Genomic DNA, 18,578 nt, shown 5'->3' with positions numbered 1-18,578 from the left:
CCGAGCCCGCCGGGAGCAGCGAGCGCTGTCCCTGTCGATCGCTCAGGAGGTCCGGGGGCCGGCGGCGCGGCGGAGCCGATTGCCGATCGCCAGTCCCAGCCCCTCCTCCACCGGCAGGGACGCGACGATGAGATCACTGCCCCGCTCATCGAGCTCGCGCAGGAACCCGTACAGCCCGCGCGCGTAGGCGGCCGCCGAGGCGGGGACCTCCACCACGGCGTGTGCCTTCACCGGAGCGCCGACGAGAGCCGAGGGCAGAAGGACGCCCACCCGGTGTCCCCGCTCCTGTGCGAGTTCCGCTTCGGCGACGACCGTCTCGGGCGCCACGAGGACAACCCTCGCACGGGGCGCGTAGTGCGACGGATGCTGGCCCGGCACCCTGACATGGCTCGCCGAAGGGACCGCGAGCGGGCGGCCCAGCAGCGCTTCGAGGTCCTCACGCGTCACCCCACCAGGACGCAGGATGCTCGGGACGTCATCGGTGACGTCCACGATGGTCGACTCGACACCGACCTTGCAGGGGCCGCCGTCCAGCACGAAGTCGACCGCGTCGCCGAGCTCGACACGGACGTGGGCGGCCGTCGTGGGGCTGACCGAGCCGAAGCGGTTGGCCGACGGGGCCGTCACCCCGCCGCCGAAAACGGACAGCAGCGCGAGCGCGACAGGATGGTCGGGCACCCGCACGGCCACCGTCTCCAATCCGCCGGTCGCTTCCAGCGGCACCCGGCTGCCTCGCCGCAGCACCAGCGTCAGCGGACCCGGCCAGAAGTGCCCGGCCAGCAGGCGCGCGGTGGCGGGCACGTGCTCGACCCAGTCGTCCAGCTGCTCCGCGCCGCCGATGTGGACGATCAGCGGATGGGAGGGCGGGCGCCCCTTGACTTGGAAGATGCGGGCGACCGCGGCGGCGTCCTCGGCGTTGGCGCCCAGACCGTAGACGGTCTCGGTCGGCAGAGCAACCAGGCCCCCTGCGCGCAGCACACCGGCCGCCGTATCGATGTCAGTCGTTCCTGTCGTCACGCTCACGATTCTCTCACCCGCTCCGCACCGACATCCCGGCGTCCACCGGCCCATGACGACCCATCAAGGCAGACGTCGTCACCGAGCGACCCCGAACGTACGAAGGCCATACCGGCCCTGCAAGTGCATCACCGCCAGGACAGCTCCGGTCAGCCCATGTGCGGCGGGGAGGTCGAGCGCGGGCACTGGGCGCCGACACCCGCCTCGCCCCCGGAAGGACCTGTCGCCCGGCTTCCCGCACGAGGCCGGCGGCGCTGCTCGTCGACGCGTCTGTGGTGTCGCGGACCAACGCCAGTGCACCGATCGACGGGCTGCGCGGCGCCGGACACCGACGCATGAACGAGGAACATCGGCGGGGGCTGGGTTCGTGGCCGGGAGCACGCGGTCCGGATGCCGCGCGGAGTACCCGCGGCGGCCGTCCGGCCGACGATCACGTGAGGCTCCGATTCACACCTTCTCTGCATCAAGCCAGCCTTAAGAGATCGTTAAGCCGAAGGCCGCAATAGAAAACCGCAGCTCAGAGGCGTGCGAAGAGTGACGCCTGACGTTGCCATGACGGTTACCCCTCCGTAATACTCGCTGTCTCGGGTGACATTGCGTCACGCGTGAGAGCGCTCTCATTCCTCTCCTGTCACTCTTCACGACTCGCCCAGCCTGGCCCTCCTCCCCACCCAGACAAGGAACCATGCCCATGGCTGCTCATCGCGCACGTCGCCGCTCTCTCGGCGGAGTGGTGCTCCTCGTGACCACCGCCCTGGTCGCGGCGGTGCTCATGTCCTTCACCCGTTCGGTCGCCCCGCACGCCGGTGCCGCAGTTGTCGCGCAGACCTGGTCCGACGAGTTCGACGGTGCGGCCGGCCGCGCTCCTGACGCCGCCAAGTGGACGCTTGAGAGCGGCGGTTCGGGCTTCGGCAACCACGAGCTGCAGTACTACACCAACAGCACCTCGAACGCCGCGCTCGACGGCCAGGGCAACCTCGTCATCACCGCGCGGAAGAACACCGACGCCGGCCTCGGCTGCTGGTACGGGCAGTGCCAATACACCTCGGCCCGGCTGAACACCGCCAAAACCTTCACCCAGGCGTACGGCCGCTTCGAGGCCCGCATCAAAATCCCTCGCGGCCAGGGCATCTGGCCCGCCTTCTGGATGCTCGGCAACGACCTCGGCAGCGTGGGCTGGCCCAACAGCGGTGAGATCGACATCATGGAGAACATCGGCCGCGAACCCAACACCGTGCACGGTACGGTGCACGGCCCCGGCTACTCCGGAGCGGGCAGCCTCGGCGCCGCCTACAGCCTGCCCGGCGGCCGCGCCTTCGCCGACGACTTCCACGTGTTCGCCGTCGACTGGAGCCCGAACTCCCTCGTCTGGTCGGTGGACGGCACCACGTACAAGACCCTCACGCCGACCGACACCGGCGGCAACAAGTGGGTCTTCGACCACCCGTTCTTCGTCATCCTCAACCTGGCGGTCGGTGGGGACTGGCCCGGCAGCCCGGACGCCTCCACGTCCTTCCCGCAGACGATGACCGTCGACTATGTCCGCGCCTCCTCCGCCGGCGCCCCCGCCGCACGCCCGATCCGCGGCATCGGCGGCATGTGCGTCGACGTCGCCGGCGGCTCCGACGCCGACCGCACCCCCATCCAGCTGCACGACTGCACCGGCAGCGCGGCCCAGCAGTGGACCATCGGGGGCGACGGCACCGTCCGCGCCCTCGGCAAGTGCCTGGACGTCGCGGGCGGCTCCACCGCCGACGGCGCCGTCGTCCAGCTCTACACCTGCAACGGCACCAACGCCCAGAAGTGGACGTACACCGCCGCTCGTGACCTCACCAACACAGGTGCGGGCAAGTGCCTGGACGCCAAGGGCAACTCCTCCGCCGACGGCACCCGGTTGCAGACCTGGACCTGCACCGGCGCCGCCAACCAGAAGTGGACGGTCGGCTGACCCACCGGCCCCGCCGCCCTCCCTTCTCCCCCCGTCCCTGCGTCCGACCGCTCCCCCGCCCGACCTCACGAAGAACGGACCCCCACCGTGACGGCTCGCCACCAACGAACCATGCCCCGTAGAAAACTCCTCGCCGTGACAGCGGGCCTGGCCCTGGCCGTGCCCGCCGCGGCAGCCTGGCTCGAGATGAGCGCCAACGCGTCCACCACCGCCACGCTCCCCCTGGACCTGGTGAACACCACCGGCAACAACACGGTGTACGCCTATGTGCTCGGCCGTGACCCCGCGGCCGGCGGCACCTGGGCCTTCATCCAGGCCAACGGCTCCAGCCTGTACCACCCGCCGGCTCCGGCCAACGATCAGACCCCGCTCGGGGTCGACTGTGCCATCCCGCTCAACGAGTCCGGCGCCGGAGCGCGGAGGGTGACGCTGCCGCGCCTGGACAGCGGCCGTATCTACTTCTCCGTCGGCACGAAGCTCACCTTCCTGGTGAACCGCGGCGGCGGTCTGGCCCTGCCATCGGTGAGCAACCCTACCGACCCCAACGTGAACGTCGCTCACGACTTCTGCGAATTCACCTTCAACAGCGACCAGTTGTACGCCAACATCACGTTCGTCGACATGGTCTCGCTGCCGATCGCCTTCCAACTGGAGACCGGGCAGGGCACCCAGACGGTGCGCGGGCTGCCCGCCGACGGACTGTCCCGGGTCGCCGCCGCACTGCGGGCCCAGTCCGCCGCCGACGGCAGCGACTGGAGCCGGCTGATCGTCACCGCGGGCGGCCGCGACGTGCGCGCGCTCAGCCCCAACCTGGCAATCCGCGGCAACAGCGCCTTGTTCCGTGGTTACTTCGACGGCTACGTGGACGAGGTGTGGAACAAGTACCGCTCCACCGACCTGCGCATCGACACCCAGTTCACCTGGGGAACCGTCACCGGCCGGGTGAACGGCGACGTCCTCGCCTTCCCCGGAGTCGGCAGCTTCGCCAAGCCGTCCACCCTTTCGATCTTCTCCTGCAGCGACGCGCCCTTCACCACGGGCAACGACCTGATGGGCAATCTCAGCGCACGGCTCGCCGCCGCCTTCAACCGCACCACCCTGCTGGACAACCCCCACCAGCCGACCGCCGAGAAGCCCGCCTCCTTCTACACCCGGCCGCGCACCAACCACTACGCCCGCATCCTGCACAACACCACCCCCGACCATCTCGGGTACGCCTTCCCGTACGACGACGTTCACCCGGCCGGAGTCGACTTCGAGGGCAAGGTGCAGTCCGGCACCCCCGGCCGCTGGACCATCACGGTCGGCGGTGTGGCCGGCGGCGGCACACCAACCCCCACGCCGACCGCCACCGCCTCGGGCGGCGGGGGCAGCGCCTTCACCACCATCCAGGCCGAGGCATTCAACGCCCAGTCCGGAGCACAGGTCGAGGCCTGCTCCGACGGCGGCGGCGGATCCGCCGTCGGCCATCTGTCCAACGGCGACTGGCTCAAGTTCTCGGCCGTGGCCTTCGGCTCCACCGGCGCCACCCGCTTCGACGCCCGCGTCGCTTCCGGGGCCGCCGGTGGAGTCAGCGGCCTGGTCCAGGTCCGCCTCGACAGCCCCACAGCCACCCCGGTCGGCGGCTTCGCCGTCGCCAACACCGGCGGCTGGCAGGCCTGGCGCACCGTCCCTGCCGACATCCGCCGCACCACCGGAACCCACGACGTCTATCTGACCTTCGACAGCGGCCAGTCCTCCGACTTCGTCAACGTCAACTGGTTCTCCTTCGCATAACGCCTGTTGTGGAAGAGGCGTCGTCAGTCGCCGTTGAAGACGAGATACCGGTGAGCCTTGCGCTCGACTTGAGCAGTCACAGCAAGGATCTTGTGCACCGCCTCGGCTTCTTCGGCGGCTGAGCTGTCCCCAAGGCCGGAGTTCGGGGATGAGGACTCTGAGCCGCGACCGGTTGAACACGGTGCCGTCGCAGGGATCGACGTATCCGAGCAGGCGCAGGTCTTGGCTCGCCGTGGCCTTGATTCCGCGTCTGCGCAGGTAGGAGCGGTTGCCGCGTGAGTCGTACGCCCTGTCGGCCCGCACACGGTCCGGTCGCTTGCGCGGCCTGCCGAGCCCTGGTCTGGGCACTCGAATCGCTTCCAGGACCGGCTCGAACTGCGGAGCGTCGCCCCGCTGTCCGGCGGTGATCACCACCGACAAAGGCTTCTGCCCTTGCTCGACGGCCAGGTGGATCTTGCTGGTCCGGCCGCCTCGGGAGCGTCCGAGGCCGTGGTCGGCCGGCTCGATGAAGACGCCACCGGGCGGCTCCTTTGGGAGATCCCCCTTTTCGCAGCACCTGCGGCGTGCCGGTGGGCCCGGCAGACGATGGAGTCGACGTTGACCTCCCAGGTGATCAGGCCCTTGGCGTCCGCCTCGGCCTGGAGCCGGGTGAGGATCCGAGCCCAGGTGCAGTCCCGCTGCCAGCGCCGGAACAGGCCGGGGCCGCACCCTCGCGTTCACGATCACCGGCGGGAACGTCAACGACTGCACGCAGTTCGATCTGGTCATGGCCCGCATCCGGATGAAACGGTGCGGGCCCGGCCGGCCCCGCACCCGACCGGCGAGAGTGATCGGCGACAAGGGCCAGGAGGACATCGTCGGCTGCTGGGGCGCGGCGGGCGGTACAGGCGGGAGGGAGGCCGTCCTAGTACTGCAACGGTGTTTGCCGTGACGGTTGGGCAGGTCCGTCGTTGTTCAGGTCATGGGTGGGGAACTTGCAGATGCCCGGTTGTGGGCTGGTGAACTGAAGGCTTTGCATGAGCGGTTCCTGCATCGTTTCTCCAGGTCGGAGCCACGGGAGTCGGCTCTTGCCTATATGCGAGGACTGATAGCTCCGCTGGAGCGGAAGAACGGCTGGACGCTTGCCGAGGAGGCCGGGCATGGGGGTCCGGACCGGATCCATCGGTTGCTGAACCGGATCGACTGGGACGCCGATGAGGTCCTGGCCGACGTGCGGGACTACGTCGTCGAGCACCTCGGAGACCCGGAAGCGGTGCTGATCGTTGACGACACCGGATTCCTCAAGAAGGGTGTCCGCTCCGCCGGGGTCCAACGCCAGTACTCCGGAACCGCCGACCGGACAGAGAACGCCCAGATCGGAGTGTTCCTCGCCTATGCCGGCGGCCGGGGCCGCACGTTGATCGACCGCCGCCTGTATCTGCCCACCTCATGGACGGAAGACCGGGAACGGTGCCGGGCTGCCGGCATTGAGGACACGGTCGCCTTCGAGACGAAGGTGGTGATGGCCAAGGCCATGGTCCACCGGGCGATCACAGGCCGGATTCCGTTCCGGTGGGTGACCGCGGATGCCGCTTACGGCTTCTCCAAAAGCTGGCGGTCCGAGCTCGAGCGGGCAGATGTCTTCCATGTCATGGCCACCACCCGGCACGACACCGTCGTCACCCGCTGGGCGATCGACCACCCCGTCCACGACCTCTTCCCCGGGCTGCCAAGGCAGAAATGGAAACGCCGTTCCTGCGGGAACGGGGCCCATGGTCCGCGGGTCTACGACTGGGCGAGGGTCGAGGTGAGGCCCTGGCACCGCGAAGACCGCCGACACTGGGTGATCGCCCGCCGCAGTGTCCGCCGGCCCGAAGAGATCTCCTACTACATCACCTACTGCCCTGCCGAGACCACACTGGATGAGCTGATCCACGTCGCGGGAAGCCGGTGGGCGGTCGAGGAATGCTTCCAGACTGCGAAGCAGGAGTGCGGCCTGGACGACTACCAGGTCCGCCGCTACGACGGCTGGCACCGCCACATGACCCTGGCCATGGCCGCCCACGTCTGCCTCACCGTCCTGCGGGCCTGCGAACTCGAGACGGGCAAAGCAGAAACGGATCCTCCCAGCTCATACCCCTGAGCCTGCCTGAACTCCGACGCCTGATCAGCCGGCTCACCCGGCCCCGCCCGACCATCGACCACGTCCTGCACTGGTCACACTGGCGACGCAGACGACAACACCAAGCCCGCGTCAGCCACTACAGACGACGCGGCCACACACCACCAGAAACTGCCCAACCGTCACAGCAAGCACCGTTGCAGTACTAGAGCGTGTCCGCAATGTCAGGTGGGGAGCCATAGTCGCAGGCCGGCGAGGGTGACCAGGGCTTTGTAGTGGCGGGCTCGTTTGTCGTAGCGGGTGGCGAGGGCCTTGTTCTGCTTGAGCTTGTCGAAGCAGCGTTCGACAACGTTGCGCCGCCGATAGACCGCGTAGTCGAGACGGCAGAAGCTTTCGCCGCGTTGTCGCGTGGAAGCCGTAGCCCCATGCCCGGGATGGGGCTACGAGGAGTGGACCGCCGGCCCTCTCCCCGCCCCCGTGTACGGCGAACCGTCCCTGCGCGCACCGGCCGCCCCTCCCGCGCCTCTCCCTCACCAGGACGACGAGAACGCGCAGGAGCCGGACCGGGCCGCCCGGCCGAACCATACGGCTCACCCGCGCGGCAGGGCAGGAGCGCTGCCGACCCTCGCACTTCTCACCGTTCTCCTCGGCGCACGTCTCATGTGGGCTGCGGCGCCCGGCCGGCGGCAAGCCCGCCGGCGCGGCACGAGTCCCGGAGGGCGGCACGCCATGGGACGGCGGCCTCTGGCGACCTGTTCGAGACCGTGCGGTTCCGGAGATGTCCGCCCCCCCCGGTTGACAGAAGAAGGCCCCGTCCGGGGAAGCCGGACGGGGCATCATCTCCGCAGGCATTGGCCGGGCCCGGGGCATGGTCACGGCTGCTGCCATGACCGGCGGAGATTCCTATGCCGGGCATGCCGGGCATGCCGGGCATACGAACCCCGCTGGACGGTGGGGGCCGCCCAGCGGGGTTCGTGTGCTGTGCAGTCAGGTGCTCGGGGTGCCCAGGCGTACCACCTGGGGGGTGTGGGTGCTTTTCCGGTTGCCGGTCTGCGGGTCGATGCGGAAGATGCCGCTGGCTCCTTCGATGACGTTGGTGGTGTCGAAGAGGTAGAGCTGTGCTCTGACCGCGTAGACGGTGGGCGGCTTCTGGGGTGGGTCGACGGCGTTGCGGATGGCCAGGGTCGCGGTGACGATCGCGTCGTGGGCCATGACTGCCCAGCCGCTGGCCAGGTGGCCCGGGTCGAACCTCTGGCCGTGGTGGTCACGGATGAATTCGTCGGCGAAGTCCTGGTAGAGGCTGTGGTCGGGGTTGGTGTTGTCGCCGAGCTGGCCGGGATCGGCGAGGGGAACGTAGAGGACCGAGATGGGTGCTTCGGGGTCGTTCAGGGCGGGCAGCTTGCGGTCCAGGGTGGCCGCGTCGGATCCGGTGACGACGGTGATGGGGGTGGTGCGGCACTGCCGCTGGTGCAGCTTCTCGAGGAAGGTGGGCAGGAAGGTCGCTCTGCCTGCGTAGATCACCACGTCGGGTGTGACCTTGCCGCAGAGGTTCTTGCTGATGGTGCCGAGGCTGGTCTGCGCAGCACCTCCGCGGACGTCGAAGTTGAAGGAGATGCCTCCCGCCTGGAGGTACGGCAGGAGTCCGGTCGCCGGGTTCTGAGCTGCCTTTTCGATGGAGTTCGAGTAGAAGTCGGGTGTTCCGGCGGGGGTGGTCGGGGCGCTGACGAGGGCAGCGGTCTTCAACTCGGGACGCTTGCAGAGTTCCTGGCTGATCGCCTGCAGCTGCGCGCTGGAGTTGGGGGAGACGCGTACCAGTCCCTCGATCCTGGCACCGGCGTCGATGCTGCCGGTGGTGTCGAAGCCGTCTGCGGTGATGACGTCGCCGACCATCGGGATGGCTGCCGCCGACAGTGCCCGCGCGGCGTCGATCGACTCCTTTTGACTGAGGCCCATCCCGGTCACCGCGACGAGCGGGCCGGTCGCGCCGGTCATCTTCTTGAGCTGGTCGACGACGCCGGGCCAGTGCGTTTCGTCCGAGCCCATGTTGGCCAGCACCAGCCGGATTTTGGGGTAGGCGTTGCCCTCGTTCGCCTTGCGTACGGCGATGAGGGCTCCCTCGACCTCGTGCACGGCACGGTCGCCGGTCAGGCTGCCCGGGCCCTGGGTCAGCGGCCCCATCAGCGCCACCGTGACATAGCCGTCGGTCTTCTCCACGGCCGTGTTCTCGGCGTTGAGCACCGTCAGAGCCGGCTCGAACCCGGGACCGAGGATGCCGGGCCCGTCACTCCCATCGGTGATCCCCGCACATCCGTCCGGCGTGGTCGTCAATGCCGGATTCCTGGTGCCGCAATGGACCTTGCGTTCCTGCGCCTCCAGCTGCTGCCGGTGTGCGCGCTCCGCGGCGTCCTTAGCCTTCCCGTCCTCTGCGTGCCACCACAGGCCGCCCGCGATCAAAGCGCCCGCCGATACCAGCGCGGTCACCGCGGTCAGCCGGCGCGTAAGCCAGGACGGCCGGCCCCGACCGGTGCCTTCCGAAACCAATGCCTTCTTCGGGTCCTGCGGGTCGGACGGCTCCGCGTCCTGCGAACCCCGGTCCGGGGCTGTCACAGGATTGCCCTGCTCCGGAACCTCAGGCTTCTGCACGGGGGCCTCGGGGCGCCGGTCCTCCGGCGGGGCCTCGGAGCGCACAGGCGGATCTGCCTGGGCACCGCCCTGCAACAGGGCTACGGTGTCGTTCGCGTCCGGCTCAACGAGTGGCACGACATCGTCGGGAGTCTGCTGGCCCGTAATTTGCCGGCGTTTGCTCGCCCACTGGGCCCGGCGCTGAGCCAGCTTGACGTCCTGCCAGTCCCCGCGCCACTCGTCGACGAGCGCGGTATCGGCCCGGAACTTCTCGGCGGCCGGCTTGTCCAAGCCGCGCGGGGCGGTGACGATACGGACGAACTCGAGGAGCGACTCAAGGGGTGGCAGGCGTCTGCCGGTGAGCATCTCGTACAGGCCTGTAGTGGTCAGGCGTGGCCGCACCGAGGCAGAGGCGACGGTCGCGTAGGAGGGGGAGCCGCCGGATATGTGGAGGCGGTTCAGCTTTTCAGCGAAGACGGCCAATGCGGCCTCGTAAGCCTCGATCGCCTCGCGGTCCTGCGGCTCGACCCCAGGTTCTTCGACTGCCATCAAACCCCCTGCCTGTGCGGAAAAGCCACGCTAGAGGGCGGTAAGACCGTACGTATGCGGAACGCTCCGAATGGTTCCGAACGCCTCGACCCGTCCGGAACCAGCCCGACCTCCACCTGCCGAAACGGAGGGTCGTCCGGGTCCGGGCGGGCCCGTACGAATCACTGGGAACCCGGCAGGAGAGCAGCTCTCCTGGAGTCATGACCACCACCGGCACCACCCCACAGTCACCCGACCCCGACCCCGACCGGCCCCCCCACCACCCGTGGACCGGACCCCGAAACCAGGACGCACCGCGTCCCCGACGCCGTGGTCCTGGTCGCGCTCCTCGCCACCTGCGCCGGCACCTACCTCACCGTCGGCGAAGCCGGCTTCGCCGGCGTCATCAGCGCCGTAGCCGCCCTCTACGGCACATGGCGCGCACGCCGCTGAACGCGGAGGCGAGCAGGGGACCCCTTGCCGCACCCCGCCTTCCTATCCATGTCAGAAGGCGACGGGCACGCGCAGGCCGACGGCGACGGCCGTACGGCCCGCGCGGTCGCACCGTCGCCGGGGAGCAACGTGAGCTCGACGGCGTCCGCGACCGCGCAGACCAGCCGCGCCACCCCGGCCGGCCCGAACACCGACCGGTGGACATGCACGCCGAGCATCCGGGGCACCCACCCTTCGAGGGCGCCCCGGATGTACTCGCACAGCCCTCGGGAGTCACCGGCCGTCGCGGCCGTAGCTGCCACTGCCCGCCAGATTGGAGGCGCGCATGAGGTGCTTGGTCAGTCGGAACAGATCAACCATGTCGTGGATGTGATCGAACCGGGCGCTGTCCCGCTGAGGCGGCAGGTTCTGCTCGCGGGACGTTACCCGCCAGGAGCCCGGTACTGGATTTGCTGGGTCCTGCGCAGGGCATCCAGCGTTTCGTCGACGCTCAGGAGAACGGTCGTCTCGAACGAGCTGAGCGCGCCACCTCCGCTGATCGCCAGAGCAACCGCGGCCATGGACACGTTGTCCGGAGCTTCCCAGAGGTTGTAGCCGTCGTGCGTGCCGAAGGCGTACCAGAAGCCGTGGAGCTTTCCACCGACGGATTCGATGTACGCCTGAGCGGCCTTTGTGCGGTCCTCGGGGTGGACGGTCAGCCTCGCCCAAGTCTCCGGTGTGTAACTGAACCTCGATAGATAGAGCGGCATCGTGTGGCTCCCTTTCGTCCTGCCAATGGTTGCCCCCGCCGGATGGGAGAAGGGACGGGTTGGAACGCGGTTCGCCCGAACAGTCTGGGACGATGACCGGCAAGGCCCAGGGCGAATGGGTGAGCAGGCCGCCAGCCCAACCGCTACGAGGGCTGCAAGCACTGGCACCTGTCGTACTGCGCCGGGGCGCGGGGCAGCGTTGTAACGCCTCGGACGGCAGTCGGCCCGCATGCGGATCCCACACGACGAGCCGTCGAGGACCAGGTCGCCATGCAGTCGCGGCGCCACCAGGAGCCCTCCAGCCGGGGCGAAAGGGATCCTTCACCCCGCAGATCCCACCACGCCCACCCGCCACATGCAGCCGCGCTGCTCCACCTGGCCCGTGGCTTGCCCTCTCCCGGTGTGAACCGGAGCAGGGCCCACGGCGTACCGGCTCTCCGCCGCCGGCTGGCAGATGGCGGCCGCCGCCCCCTGGGTGGTGCGGCGGGCTGAGGCCGGCCTGGTGACGACGTCTGCCTGCGTCCGGTGGATCTGTACGTCGAGGTGCTGGCGCAGTTCGTGGAGGGGTTCGCCCAGCCGCGCGGTAGCGGACGGTGTCGTCGACCACTTCGAAGAGGGCCGCGGCGGCGGTCATGTGGCGTCGAAACCGTGTCCGGGCAGACGTCGCGCGCTGACGACCCTGTCGGGGCCGGGCTTGCGGTGGACGGATGCCGCTGCTCGAGGTCGCTGACGGCTTTCGCCGCACCCGCCGCGGGGCCCGCCCGGCCCGGCATTTCGAGACCATCGCCCACGTGACCGGTCAGCCCGTGGGCCGGATCCTCGGCTGAGGCGGCTCAGGAACCGGTGGCGCGGACCGAGCCGGTGCTCGTGCCGCCGGGGTAGCCCAGGAAGCAGGTGACACGGCGGTCGTCGGCGTCCCAGTTGCCGGACCTCGGGTAGTAGTAGTAGTTCTCCAGGTTCGACGGTATCTTCGCGGCGCCGCCCACGTAGTCGTTGAGCGTCGTGCCTCCGCACCTCTCGTCAGCGATCGAGATGATCTTCTCCTTGCCCGGGTACGGCCCCTCGTCCAGGTCGAAGACGGCGTACGCCTCCGCCTCATGGGCCTGTTGGCAGGGCACGATGGTCACCGTGAAGGCGGCCTCTGCCTCTTCCTTGTCGTAATCCTTCAGGCTGTCATCCGTGTTGAAGCAGTCCCCAACGCGGATGTCCGCCACCTCGCTGGTGCCCGATTCGGTCACCTTGCCAGTGCTGTCGCGCTCCGGGCCGTCCACGAATACACCGGTGACCCCGACGGCCAGCGCGAGCAGCATGGCCGCACAGTTGATGGTGATGGCCGCGATGGCCAAGCCCCTGCCCTGCTCGCCGCGCTCGCGGATCTGTTTGAGGGCGATGAAGCCGAGGATCAGCGCGAGCAGCGGGATGCAGGTGAGCGACAGGACGAACGCCACGATGGCCAGCACGTTGGTCTTCGGCGACGGCAACGGTCCGTGTGGCGGCGCGTTCCACCCCTGCGGCCCGCCGTACGGACCGGCCTGCCCCGGCCGCCCGTACGGCCCCCACTGCGGATCGGGCTCGGGGGGAGACGGTGGTTGCGGAGGTCTGGACATGCGCGGACCCTCCTTGTGCAGAGGATGAGACGCAACGAACAGCCGGCCGGTGGCTTTTGCCCCTCCTACGCTACGCCCGGCACCCGGGGGGCGCCTGCGGACACCAGCTCGAACCGCGTGCACGTTCGAGTCCAGGTGGATGGCCGCTCCGCCGGGCGGTGCCGGCGTCCCGGTAGACGGTTCCTTTCGCACTCGCCCGGCTGTTCCAGCTCCGCCTCGGAATCGACCGGTAGCCCATCACCGATCCGACGCTCAGGAGCCCATTACCCCGCATGGTGTGCGTTCTCGAGGCGGTGGATTCGCATACCTCCCCAACGCCCGGCCCTGTGCCCTGCAGCTGCAACGCACCCGGCTCGTAGGCAACCGTGGTCGCCGGGCGATCCACCGCCGTGTCGCTACTCGCGGTGGGCAGGGTGGCCGTGGTCCAGGAGGTCCCGGTACCCGAGGGCGAAAACGGGGAAGCCGAGCGCGTCGAGGATCTTCCGCGAGGTGACGACGTCTGGGGCGGGCTCTTCGGTGGCTTGTGCCAGCAGTTCGCGGACGTAGTACAGGTTCGTGCCGACCAGGGCGTACCAGGCGCGGTGCTGGTCCATGAAGTCGCTGTGCGCGGGGGCGATACGGGCCGCTGCCCTGCACACCCGGGCGTGGTCGATGCTCAACGTCGGGTCGTCGATGGCAGTCATGTGGGGTCCTTCTCCTAGCAGGGGTGGGTGGGTCGCGCCGGGCGAGTCCTACGAGGCAGCGGTCGGTTCCCACGGCCCGGCGCCGCCTGCCGTGGTCAGAGGTGCGGAGGTCAGTCCGGTCGAGCTGTTCGGCAACGAGCGGTTTCGGGTCGCTCTGGACGGCCCGAACCGGATGGCGGTCAAGCGTCACACCCGCGCGGGGCCGGGCACGGAACGGGCGGTGGCCGGTCCACCGTCTCGGCGGGAACAGGCCGGGCGCGAGCGCGTGCTCAGTGGCAGGTGGTGGAGCCGCGGCCGTTGGCCCGCCAGGAGCAGCTGTCCTTCTTGGTACCGCCGGGCGCGGTGAGGGTGAGGGAGCCGGAATTGTTGTTGAGCCAGAAGTTCTTCTTCTTCCGGAACACGGTGCCGGCGCTGTTGGCGCCCTGGCCTATCTTCAGCCTGACCGTCTTCCATGCGCCCAGCGTGAAGGTGGGGAAGGTGTACAGGTATCCGGAGTTGGTCTTGACGGTGTAGCCGCGGAGCTGGAGGGCGGTGCGGGTGTTGTCGTGGAGGTCGACGTACTCGGCGATCGGTTTCGCGTTCGTCTGCGGCAGATCCGCTCCCGGGCCGTCGAACTGGAGGACGCCGAAGTGCAGGCCAGCCTGATGGGTGGCGGCGCTGGCCTGCGGTGCGGCGAGAAGCGTGGGTGGCGAGTGCCGCAGTCGCGGCGAACATGGCGGTCTTCTTCAAGTGGGGTTCCCTCCCTGAGGCGGTGTCAGCGCACCGCCGGGTGTGAGCGGCACGGCCAGCCGCTCGGCCATGGCGTACAGCTCGTCGTTGTCCGGGTGGTCGGCCAGCTTGTCCCCCGTACGCCCGTACAGCATGGCGCCGGGAAAGGCACACCAACCCCAACGTCCGGGACGTGGCCTTGGCCGGGCTCGCCGGGCGGGACACCCCCGAGGTACGGGCCGCCGATCTGCGCCGCCCGGCACCGGACCTCACCGCGTTGTCGAAGCATCGAGGATAATGATCGGAGTCTCGCTCGCGGCGATGGCGGGCGCAGTGGACTGACACCCCGCCAGGGCGGCCGCCCGGTGCAACAGCGCAGGCGTTCCGTTGATCGGTCCTGCGCGAGGTTGGCGCAGGGGAATCGAGCGGCACAAGACCTTGCTACAGCGCCCCCTGCAGGTAGACGCGAGTGTGCGAGACCCGCGAAGAGACCGCAGAGAAGATGATCGAGCGGGTCTCGCTGTTCACCGAGACCTGGAGGTCGTCAGCTCTGTCGCCAGCGATGATTCGGACAGCGCGCTTTGTCTCCGCGCGGATGCCGGATACCCGGAGGTTGGTCACTCCGGTGAATTCGATCCAGAAGCGGAAGGTGTTGTACGCCTGCTCCGACCATTCCGGCTTCGGGTGCGGCGGCAGCTGCTGGGTTTCGAAGCCGAAGGTCACCGAGGTGCCCCGCTCGTCGATGTGGATGTAGAAAAGGGGGCAGGTGTCCAGGTCGGGGACGGGTGCACTGCCGTATAGGGCTTTAAGTTCCAGCCAAATGCGTGGGTCAGTCATTTCACACCCGCTCAAAGAAGGTGTTCGTATAAGTCGGAGGAATCTTCGGATAGCGTCTGGTCTCGATGGGCCGTGTGAAGTGTTGCAGGCCGCTGTCACCGCCGTCTGCGTCCCGGTTGAAAACGGTGATTCTCCCCACCTTGAGCGAAAGCATTTGATGTGAACGACACCGAAACGCCGGGTGCTGTCACCCGCACAGACAGCCGATGCTCGGACAGTTCATGCAGTGACACATCTGCCTTGACCGAGGCCTGCCACCCTTCCATGAGGAATTCCTGGACCATCAGGAACTGGATCTGACACTGCATGGTGTCGCCGGACGGATCGTCCCACCGGTCTGGAAACCGAGGGAGGTCGAGTCGCAAGACGACGGCCGAGTCCCAACCGTCCAGGTTCACTGAGCGCAGCCGTACACCTGTCAGGTCGGGAACTTCGTGGTAGTACGGCTCGATGGCATGCGCGTTCACGACAAAGTCAGTCCAGGTCATAGCGGTAGTGCTCCTCCGTACCAGGTATGTGACCGTTCCGAGGATCACTCTCGGGCCTGACGTGCAAGTGTGGCGGCTGATACCCCGGCTCGCCCGGTTTCTGATGGCCGAACCAGTGGTCCTGGAAGACGACGATGTCGCCGTTGGGTAGTTCGTACCACTCTTCGGTGTAGTAGATTTTTGCCCGAGCTCCAGCTCCGAGACATCAGCGCCGAGCTGATTGGCGGCGGAGCGGCTCTTGTCGCGGACCCAGTCGCCCGCCTCGTCGAGACCGACCTCTTCCGCCACGTCGGCGACCTTGTCGCCGGTCCACTCAATCGCGTCGCCGACGTCCTTGGCCCTGTCTTCGGCCCAGTCCTCCCACAAGTCCGGTACGAAGTCCCCCACGCCCATCAGTTACCGTCCCCGTCGGCCTGGTCCAGCAGATCCTTGATCGAGCCGACATACCCGCTGGAGGTCAGCTTGTCGCCCGTATCCGACCAGGTCTGCTTGATGTCCGCGTCGCTCTTCTCGAAGGACGCATCGCTGTAGTCCGGCTTGTAGACGTCCGCCCGCCAGATGTCGTCCCAGCTCTTCTTCTCGATCTCGTCCTCACTCGCATGCGGATTCCCGTACGCGGCATTCGCGACGACCTTGAACGCACCCTGCAGGTACTGCTCTTCCTCCCACACCGTCCCCGCCGCGATCCCGAGGTTGCCGGCAAGGGTGCTGGCGTTCTGCACGAGACTGCGCACGCCCCACTCCCAGCGCTCGCAGAAGTCCTCGAAGTCGGCGGACAGACCCATGTGTCCGGCCTCCATCCCCGTCATCGACAGATCACTGAAACCGGCACCCTGGGACGCACCGGCCGCATCCCCCGACTCGCGTAACTCGGCAATCGCCTTGCGCAGACCGTCCTGGAAGTTCTTGACCGCAGCCGGCGAGACCTCGAGGTCCCCGTCGCCCGCCATCAGACGGCATCCGCACGGTCGAGCCCGGCATCCACGGCGTACGCGTCCGCAACGATCCCCACGACCGGCGGGAACAGCATCGAAGCGTCCTCGTCCGCGACATCGACCGCCACACCGGTCGGGCCGTCGACCGTGGGAATCACCGCATCGACCAAACGGGCACCCAGGATCGACAGGTACTCCCACTCACGAACCTCGGCACCGGCACCCCGCGCCACGGCGAAACGCGCCAGCGCGTCCTCATCCGTGAACGCGTAGATCCAGCGGACACCGCCCTGCCACCCCGACATCAGACCACCGTCATCACCCTCCGACAGCGGCACCAGCAGCGCCGTGCGGCGGAATTCACCCAGCAAACGAGCGGAGTACCCCATTCCACTCCGCATGGCAACGATTTGCTCGGTCAACCCCTATGAACTGCCCCATTCCCCGAGGCCGCCTGCTCAGCGCGGCAACCTCCCAATTCGCACACGCTACCCAAGCGGTCAGTGTCCACCGAGCACCACCCCCTGTTCAGGGTCGCCCATTCGGAGCGCGACGGCGGTGTCGGTGGGACGGTCGATAATGCCGGACATGGCAGATCGCAGTCCGGTCCTCCGGATCATCACCTCAGCGGCGCGGGAGTTCCTGAAGCCGCTCGGACTGGCCCAACGCGGGCGGTCGCGGCTGTGGATTGATGATCAAGGGTGGTGGCTCGGGGTTGTGGAGTTCACCCCGCCGCGGACGGCCGGCAGCGGTCTGTACGTCGGCGCGATGTGGCTGTGGCACGACGTGGACCGCCTGGCATTCCGCGTGGACGCAGTCCGCACCAACCCCGAGCTGTTCCGCACCGAGGACCAGTTCACGCCCCTGGCGCTCGACCTCAGCCGCCAGGCGGTTGCGAACGTGACGGCGCTGAGGGAGAAGTTCCCGGCTCTGCCGAACGTCGCCCGATACCTGAGGTCCAGGCCGGTGCGGCAGGGGTTCCTCTGGGACAGCTTCGACGCCGGGATCGCATCCGCCCTCATTGGGGACCCGGACATGGCCCGCGATCACTTCGAGCGAGTCCTACGAGAGGACGCGTTTGCGCCTTGGATCGTCGAAGCCCAGGAGAAGACTCGTGAGCTATACGCGATCGCGGCAGATCACGACGCCGTGACCGCCTGGGTCACGCGGGTCGTCGATTCATGCCGAAGCAAGCTGGGCCTCGATCCCTTGGTGCTTGCGATCAACTGAACGGACAGCGAGTGCCAGAGCTGCGATCAGGCAAGAAGGACTCGCTTCCGCAACAAACCGAAGCCGGCCCGGCCATACATCTGGCGCTTGATCATCTTGATCCGCTTGACATGGCCTTCAACGACGCCGGAGCTCCAGGGCAGTGTCAGACCGGCGGTGACGGCCGCGAGATCCCGTTCGAGGCCGTTGACGAAGGCGTGGAGGCTGGGGAGGTCGTCAGCGCGGACCGCCTCTATCCACTGCGGGAGCTGGTCACCCTGGAGCTGGGTGAGCATTTTCCCGAACGCGCGGACGTGTCCGGTGAGGGCATCCAATTCGGGGCAGCCAGCGAGGACGCATTTCAGCTTCAGGCGCTCGCGCTCAGGCAGGGAGTCGGGGTGAGTGAGAATCCAGCCGGCGACTGTGCCTCATCTCGCACACTCAGCCGGCGCATGGGCCCAGCCAGCCCTTCGACCTCCTTCATGAGCCGATTCGTGGGGCCCTCCTCGCCCAGCTCGACGGCGAGCAGCGCACGGACGAACGCGGTGGTCGAGATGCTCCCGGCCGGAACTCGAAGCTGCGCAAAACCGTGCCCTGGTAGGCGGCCGGATGGCTGCACCCGGCCAACAGGCAGTGCCCCTCCCCGGCCAAGGCGAGCCGCCATAAGACCGCCTCCTTCTCCTCGGTGAGCTGTGCGGCACAGCCAAGGCGGTCGAGCGTGATCCTGTGATGGCGGCCGCTCGAGCTGACCGTGAGTCGCCCGCCACCGGGCGTGACGCAACGGCCGTCGGCTACCGGGCCGTACGGGTGCAGCAACGGCAGGCTGGTCTCGGTAGCGCGCAGGACCGGCAGTCCGTCGTACTCGGCGTACGGGCCGACGGTGCCTTGGTGATCGTTCGTCATCCCCCACCATGGGG

17 protein-coding genes and 6 pseudogenes are annotated in these 18,578 nt (G+C 68.4%); 6 read left to right on the top strand and 17 right to left on the bottom strand.

Going from position 1 to position 18,578, the window contains the following annotated elements; translation table 11 throughout:
- Positions 1–42: 42 nt before the first annotated feature.
- Positions 43–1,017, bottom strand: a complete 975-nt coding sequence (locus OG472_RS41460; RefSeq protein WP_401614558.1) for an L-threonylcarbamoyladenylate synthase — start codon at positions 1,015–1,017, stop codon at positions 43–45.
- 691 nt (positions 1,018–1,708) lie between these two features.
- Between OG472_RS41460 and OG472_RS41455 the strand changes: the two genes are divergently transcribed.
- Together OG472_RS41455 and OG472_RS41450 are read left to right on the top strand one after the other, a co-directional pair.
- Positions 1,709–2,965: a family 16 glycosylhydrolase gene (locus tag OG472_RS41455; RefSeq protein ID WP_405942998.1), complete on the top strand. Its 1,257-nt coding sequence runs from the start codon at positions 1,709–1,711 to the stop codon at positions 2,963–2,965.
- A gap of 111 nt (positions 2,966–3,076) precedes the next feature.
- Positions 3,077–4,741, top strand: coding sequence for a beta-1,3-glucanase family protein (locus OG472_RS41450; protein ID WP_405942997.1), 1,665 nt, complete (start codon positions 3,077–3,079; stop codon positions 4,739–4,741).
- 234 nt (positions 4,742–4,975) lie between these two features.
- Here the strand turns inward: OG472_RS41450 and OG472_RS41445 are convergent.
- Positions 4,976–5,227: pseudogene (locus OG472_RS41445) on the bottom strand (transposase); the annotation flags it as partial.
- A gap of 208 nt (positions 5,228–5,435) precedes the next feature.
- On the opposite strand from OG472_RS41445, the pseudogene OG472_RS41440 reads away from it, so the two are divergent.
- Positions 5,436–5,585, top strand: a pseudogene (locus tag OG472_RS41440) (IS5/IS1182 family transposase); the annotation flags it as partial.
- A gap of 117 nt (positions 5,586–5,702) precedes the next feature.
- Positions 5,703–6,863, top strand: a complete 1,161-nt coding sequence (locus OG472_RS41435) for an IS701 family transposase (protein WP_405943246.1) — start codon at positions 5,703–5,705, stop codon at positions 6,861–6,863.
- A gap of 203 nt (positions 6,864–7,066) precedes the next feature.
- Here OG472_RS41435 and OG472_RS41430 read toward each other — a convergent pair.
- Positions 7,067–7,246: pseudogene (locus OG472_RS41430) on the bottom strand (IS5/IS1182 family transposase); the annotation flags it as partial.
- 583 nt (positions 7,247–7,829) lie between these two features.
- Positions 7,830–10,013, bottom strand: a complete 2,184-nt coding sequence (locus OG472_RS41425; protein WP_405942996.1) for a hypothetical protein — start codon at positions 10,011–10,013, stop codon at positions 7,830–7,832.
- Between the two features lie 309 nt (positions 10,014–10,322).
- Here OG472_RS41425 and OG472_RS41420 point away from each other — a divergent pair, with 309 nt between their 5' ends.
- Positions 10,323–10,445, top strand: coding sequence for a hypothetical protein (locus OG472_RS41420; protein WP_405942995.1), 123 nt, complete (start codon positions 10,323–10,325; stop codon positions 10,443–10,445).
- Positions 10,446–10,867: 422 nt separating this feature from the next.
- Here the strand turns inward: OG472_RS41420 and OG472_RS41415 are convergent, their stop codons facing one another.
- The 11 genes and pseudogenes from OG472_RS41415 to OG472_RS41365 form a co-directional block, all read right to left on the bottom strand.
- Positions 10,868–11,194, bottom strand: a complete 327-nt coding sequence (locus OG472_RS41415) for a GYD domain-containing protein (RefSeq protein WP_362237378.1) — start codon at positions 11,192–11,194, stop codon at positions 10,868–10,870.
- Positions 11,195–12,027: 833 nt separating this feature from the next.
- Complete coding sequence (locus OG472_RS41410; RefSeq protein ID WP_401613379.1) at positions 12,028–12,801, bottom strand: DUF4190 domain-containing protein; 774 nt, start codon at positions 12,799–12,801, stop codon at positions 12,028–12,030.
- 395 nt (positions 12,802–13,196) lie between these two features.
- A complete protein-coding gene (locus OG472_RS41405; RefSeq protein ID WP_401613381.1) occupies positions 13,197–13,484 on the bottom strand; it encodes a hypothetical protein in 288 nt (95 codons plus the stop codon).
- A 269-nt stretch (positions 13,485–13,753) separates the two neighbouring features.
- Positions 13,754–14,053, bottom strand: coding sequence for a lamin tail domain-containing protein (locus OG472_RS41400; RefSeq protein WP_405943253.1), 300 nt, complete (start codon positions 14,051–14,053; stop codon positions 13,754–13,756).
- Positions 14,054–14,209: 156 nt separating this feature from the next.
- A complete protein-coding gene (locus tag OG472_RS41395; protein ID WP_405942994.1) occupies positions 14,210–14,347 on the bottom strand; it encodes a hypothetical protein in 138 nt (45 codons plus the stop codon).
- A gap of 286 nt (positions 14,348–14,633) precedes the next feature.
- Positions 14,634–15,029, bottom strand: a complete 396-nt coding sequence (locus OG472_RS41390) for an Imm50 family immunity protein (RefSeq protein ID WP_405942993.1) — start codon at positions 15,027–15,029, stop codon at positions 14,634–14,636.
- Between the two features lie 95 nt (positions 15,030–15,124).
- Positions 15,125–15,481: pseudogene (locus OG472_RS41385) on the bottom strand (Imm50 family immunity protein); the annotation flags it as partial.
- A 22-nt stretch (positions 15,482–15,503) separates the two neighbouring features.
- The gene (locus OG472_RS41380) at positions 15,504–15,653 is read right to left on the bottom strand and encodes an HNH/endonuclease VII fold putative polymorphic toxin (protein WP_405943252.1); all 150 of its coding nucleotides are present in this window, start codon (positions 15,651–15,653) and stop codon (positions 15,504–15,506) included.
- 50 nt (positions 15,654–15,703) lie between these two features.
- A pseudogene (locus OG472_RS41375) lies at positions 15,704–15,910 on the bottom strand (putative T7SS-secreted protein); the annotation flags it as partial.
- On the bottom strand, positions 15,910–16,467 hold the full coding sequence (locus OG472_RS41370; protein ID WP_405942992.1) for a hypothetical protein: 558 nt from the start codon (positions 16,465–16,467) through the stop codon (positions 15,910–15,912). The pseudogene OG472_RS41375 and the gene OG472_RS41370, both read right to left, overlap by 1 nt.
- Entirely contained in the window at positions 16,467–16,853 is a 387-nt protein-coding gene (locus OG472_RS41365) for a hypothetical protein (protein ID WP_405943251.1), read from the bottom strand. Before OG472_RS41365 ends, OG472_RS41370 begins: the two co-directional genes overlap by 1 nt.
- A gap of 187 nt (positions 16,854–17,040) precedes the next feature.
- On the opposite strand from OG472_RS41365, the gene OG472_RS41360 reads away from it, so the two are divergent.
- Positions 17,041–17,682 (top strand): hypothetical protein, encoded by a 642-nt coding sequence (locus tag OG472_RS41360; RefSeq protein ID WP_405942991.1) that lies wholly within the window; start codon positions 17,041–17,043, stop codon positions 17,680–17,682.
- A 26-nt stretch (positions 17,683–17,708) separates the two neighbouring features.
- Here the strand turns inward: OG472_RS41360 and OG472_RS41355 are convergent, their stop codons facing one another.
- Together OG472_RS41355 and OG472_RS41350 are read right to left on the bottom strand one after the other, a co-directional pair.
- Positions 17,709–18,026, bottom strand: coding sequence for a transposase (locus OG472_RS41355; RefSeq protein WP_405943250.1), 318 nt, complete (start codon positions 18,024–18,026; stop codon positions 17,709–17,711).
- Between the two features lie 2 nt (positions 18,027–18,028).
- A pseudogene (locus OG472_RS41350) lies at positions 18,029–18,564 on the bottom strand (DUF6420 family protein).
- Between the last annotated feature and the right edge of the window lie 14 nt (positions 18,565–18,578).

This window comes from Streptomyces sp. NBC_00207, assembly GCF_045160965.1.
In the GTDB taxonomy this organism is placed as follows: Bacteria; Actinomycetota; Actinomycetes; order Streptomycetales; family Streptomycetaceae; genus Streptomyces.
Note: the sequence above shows the minus strand (reverse complement) of the source record. Positions and strands in the feature narration are given on the sequence as shown.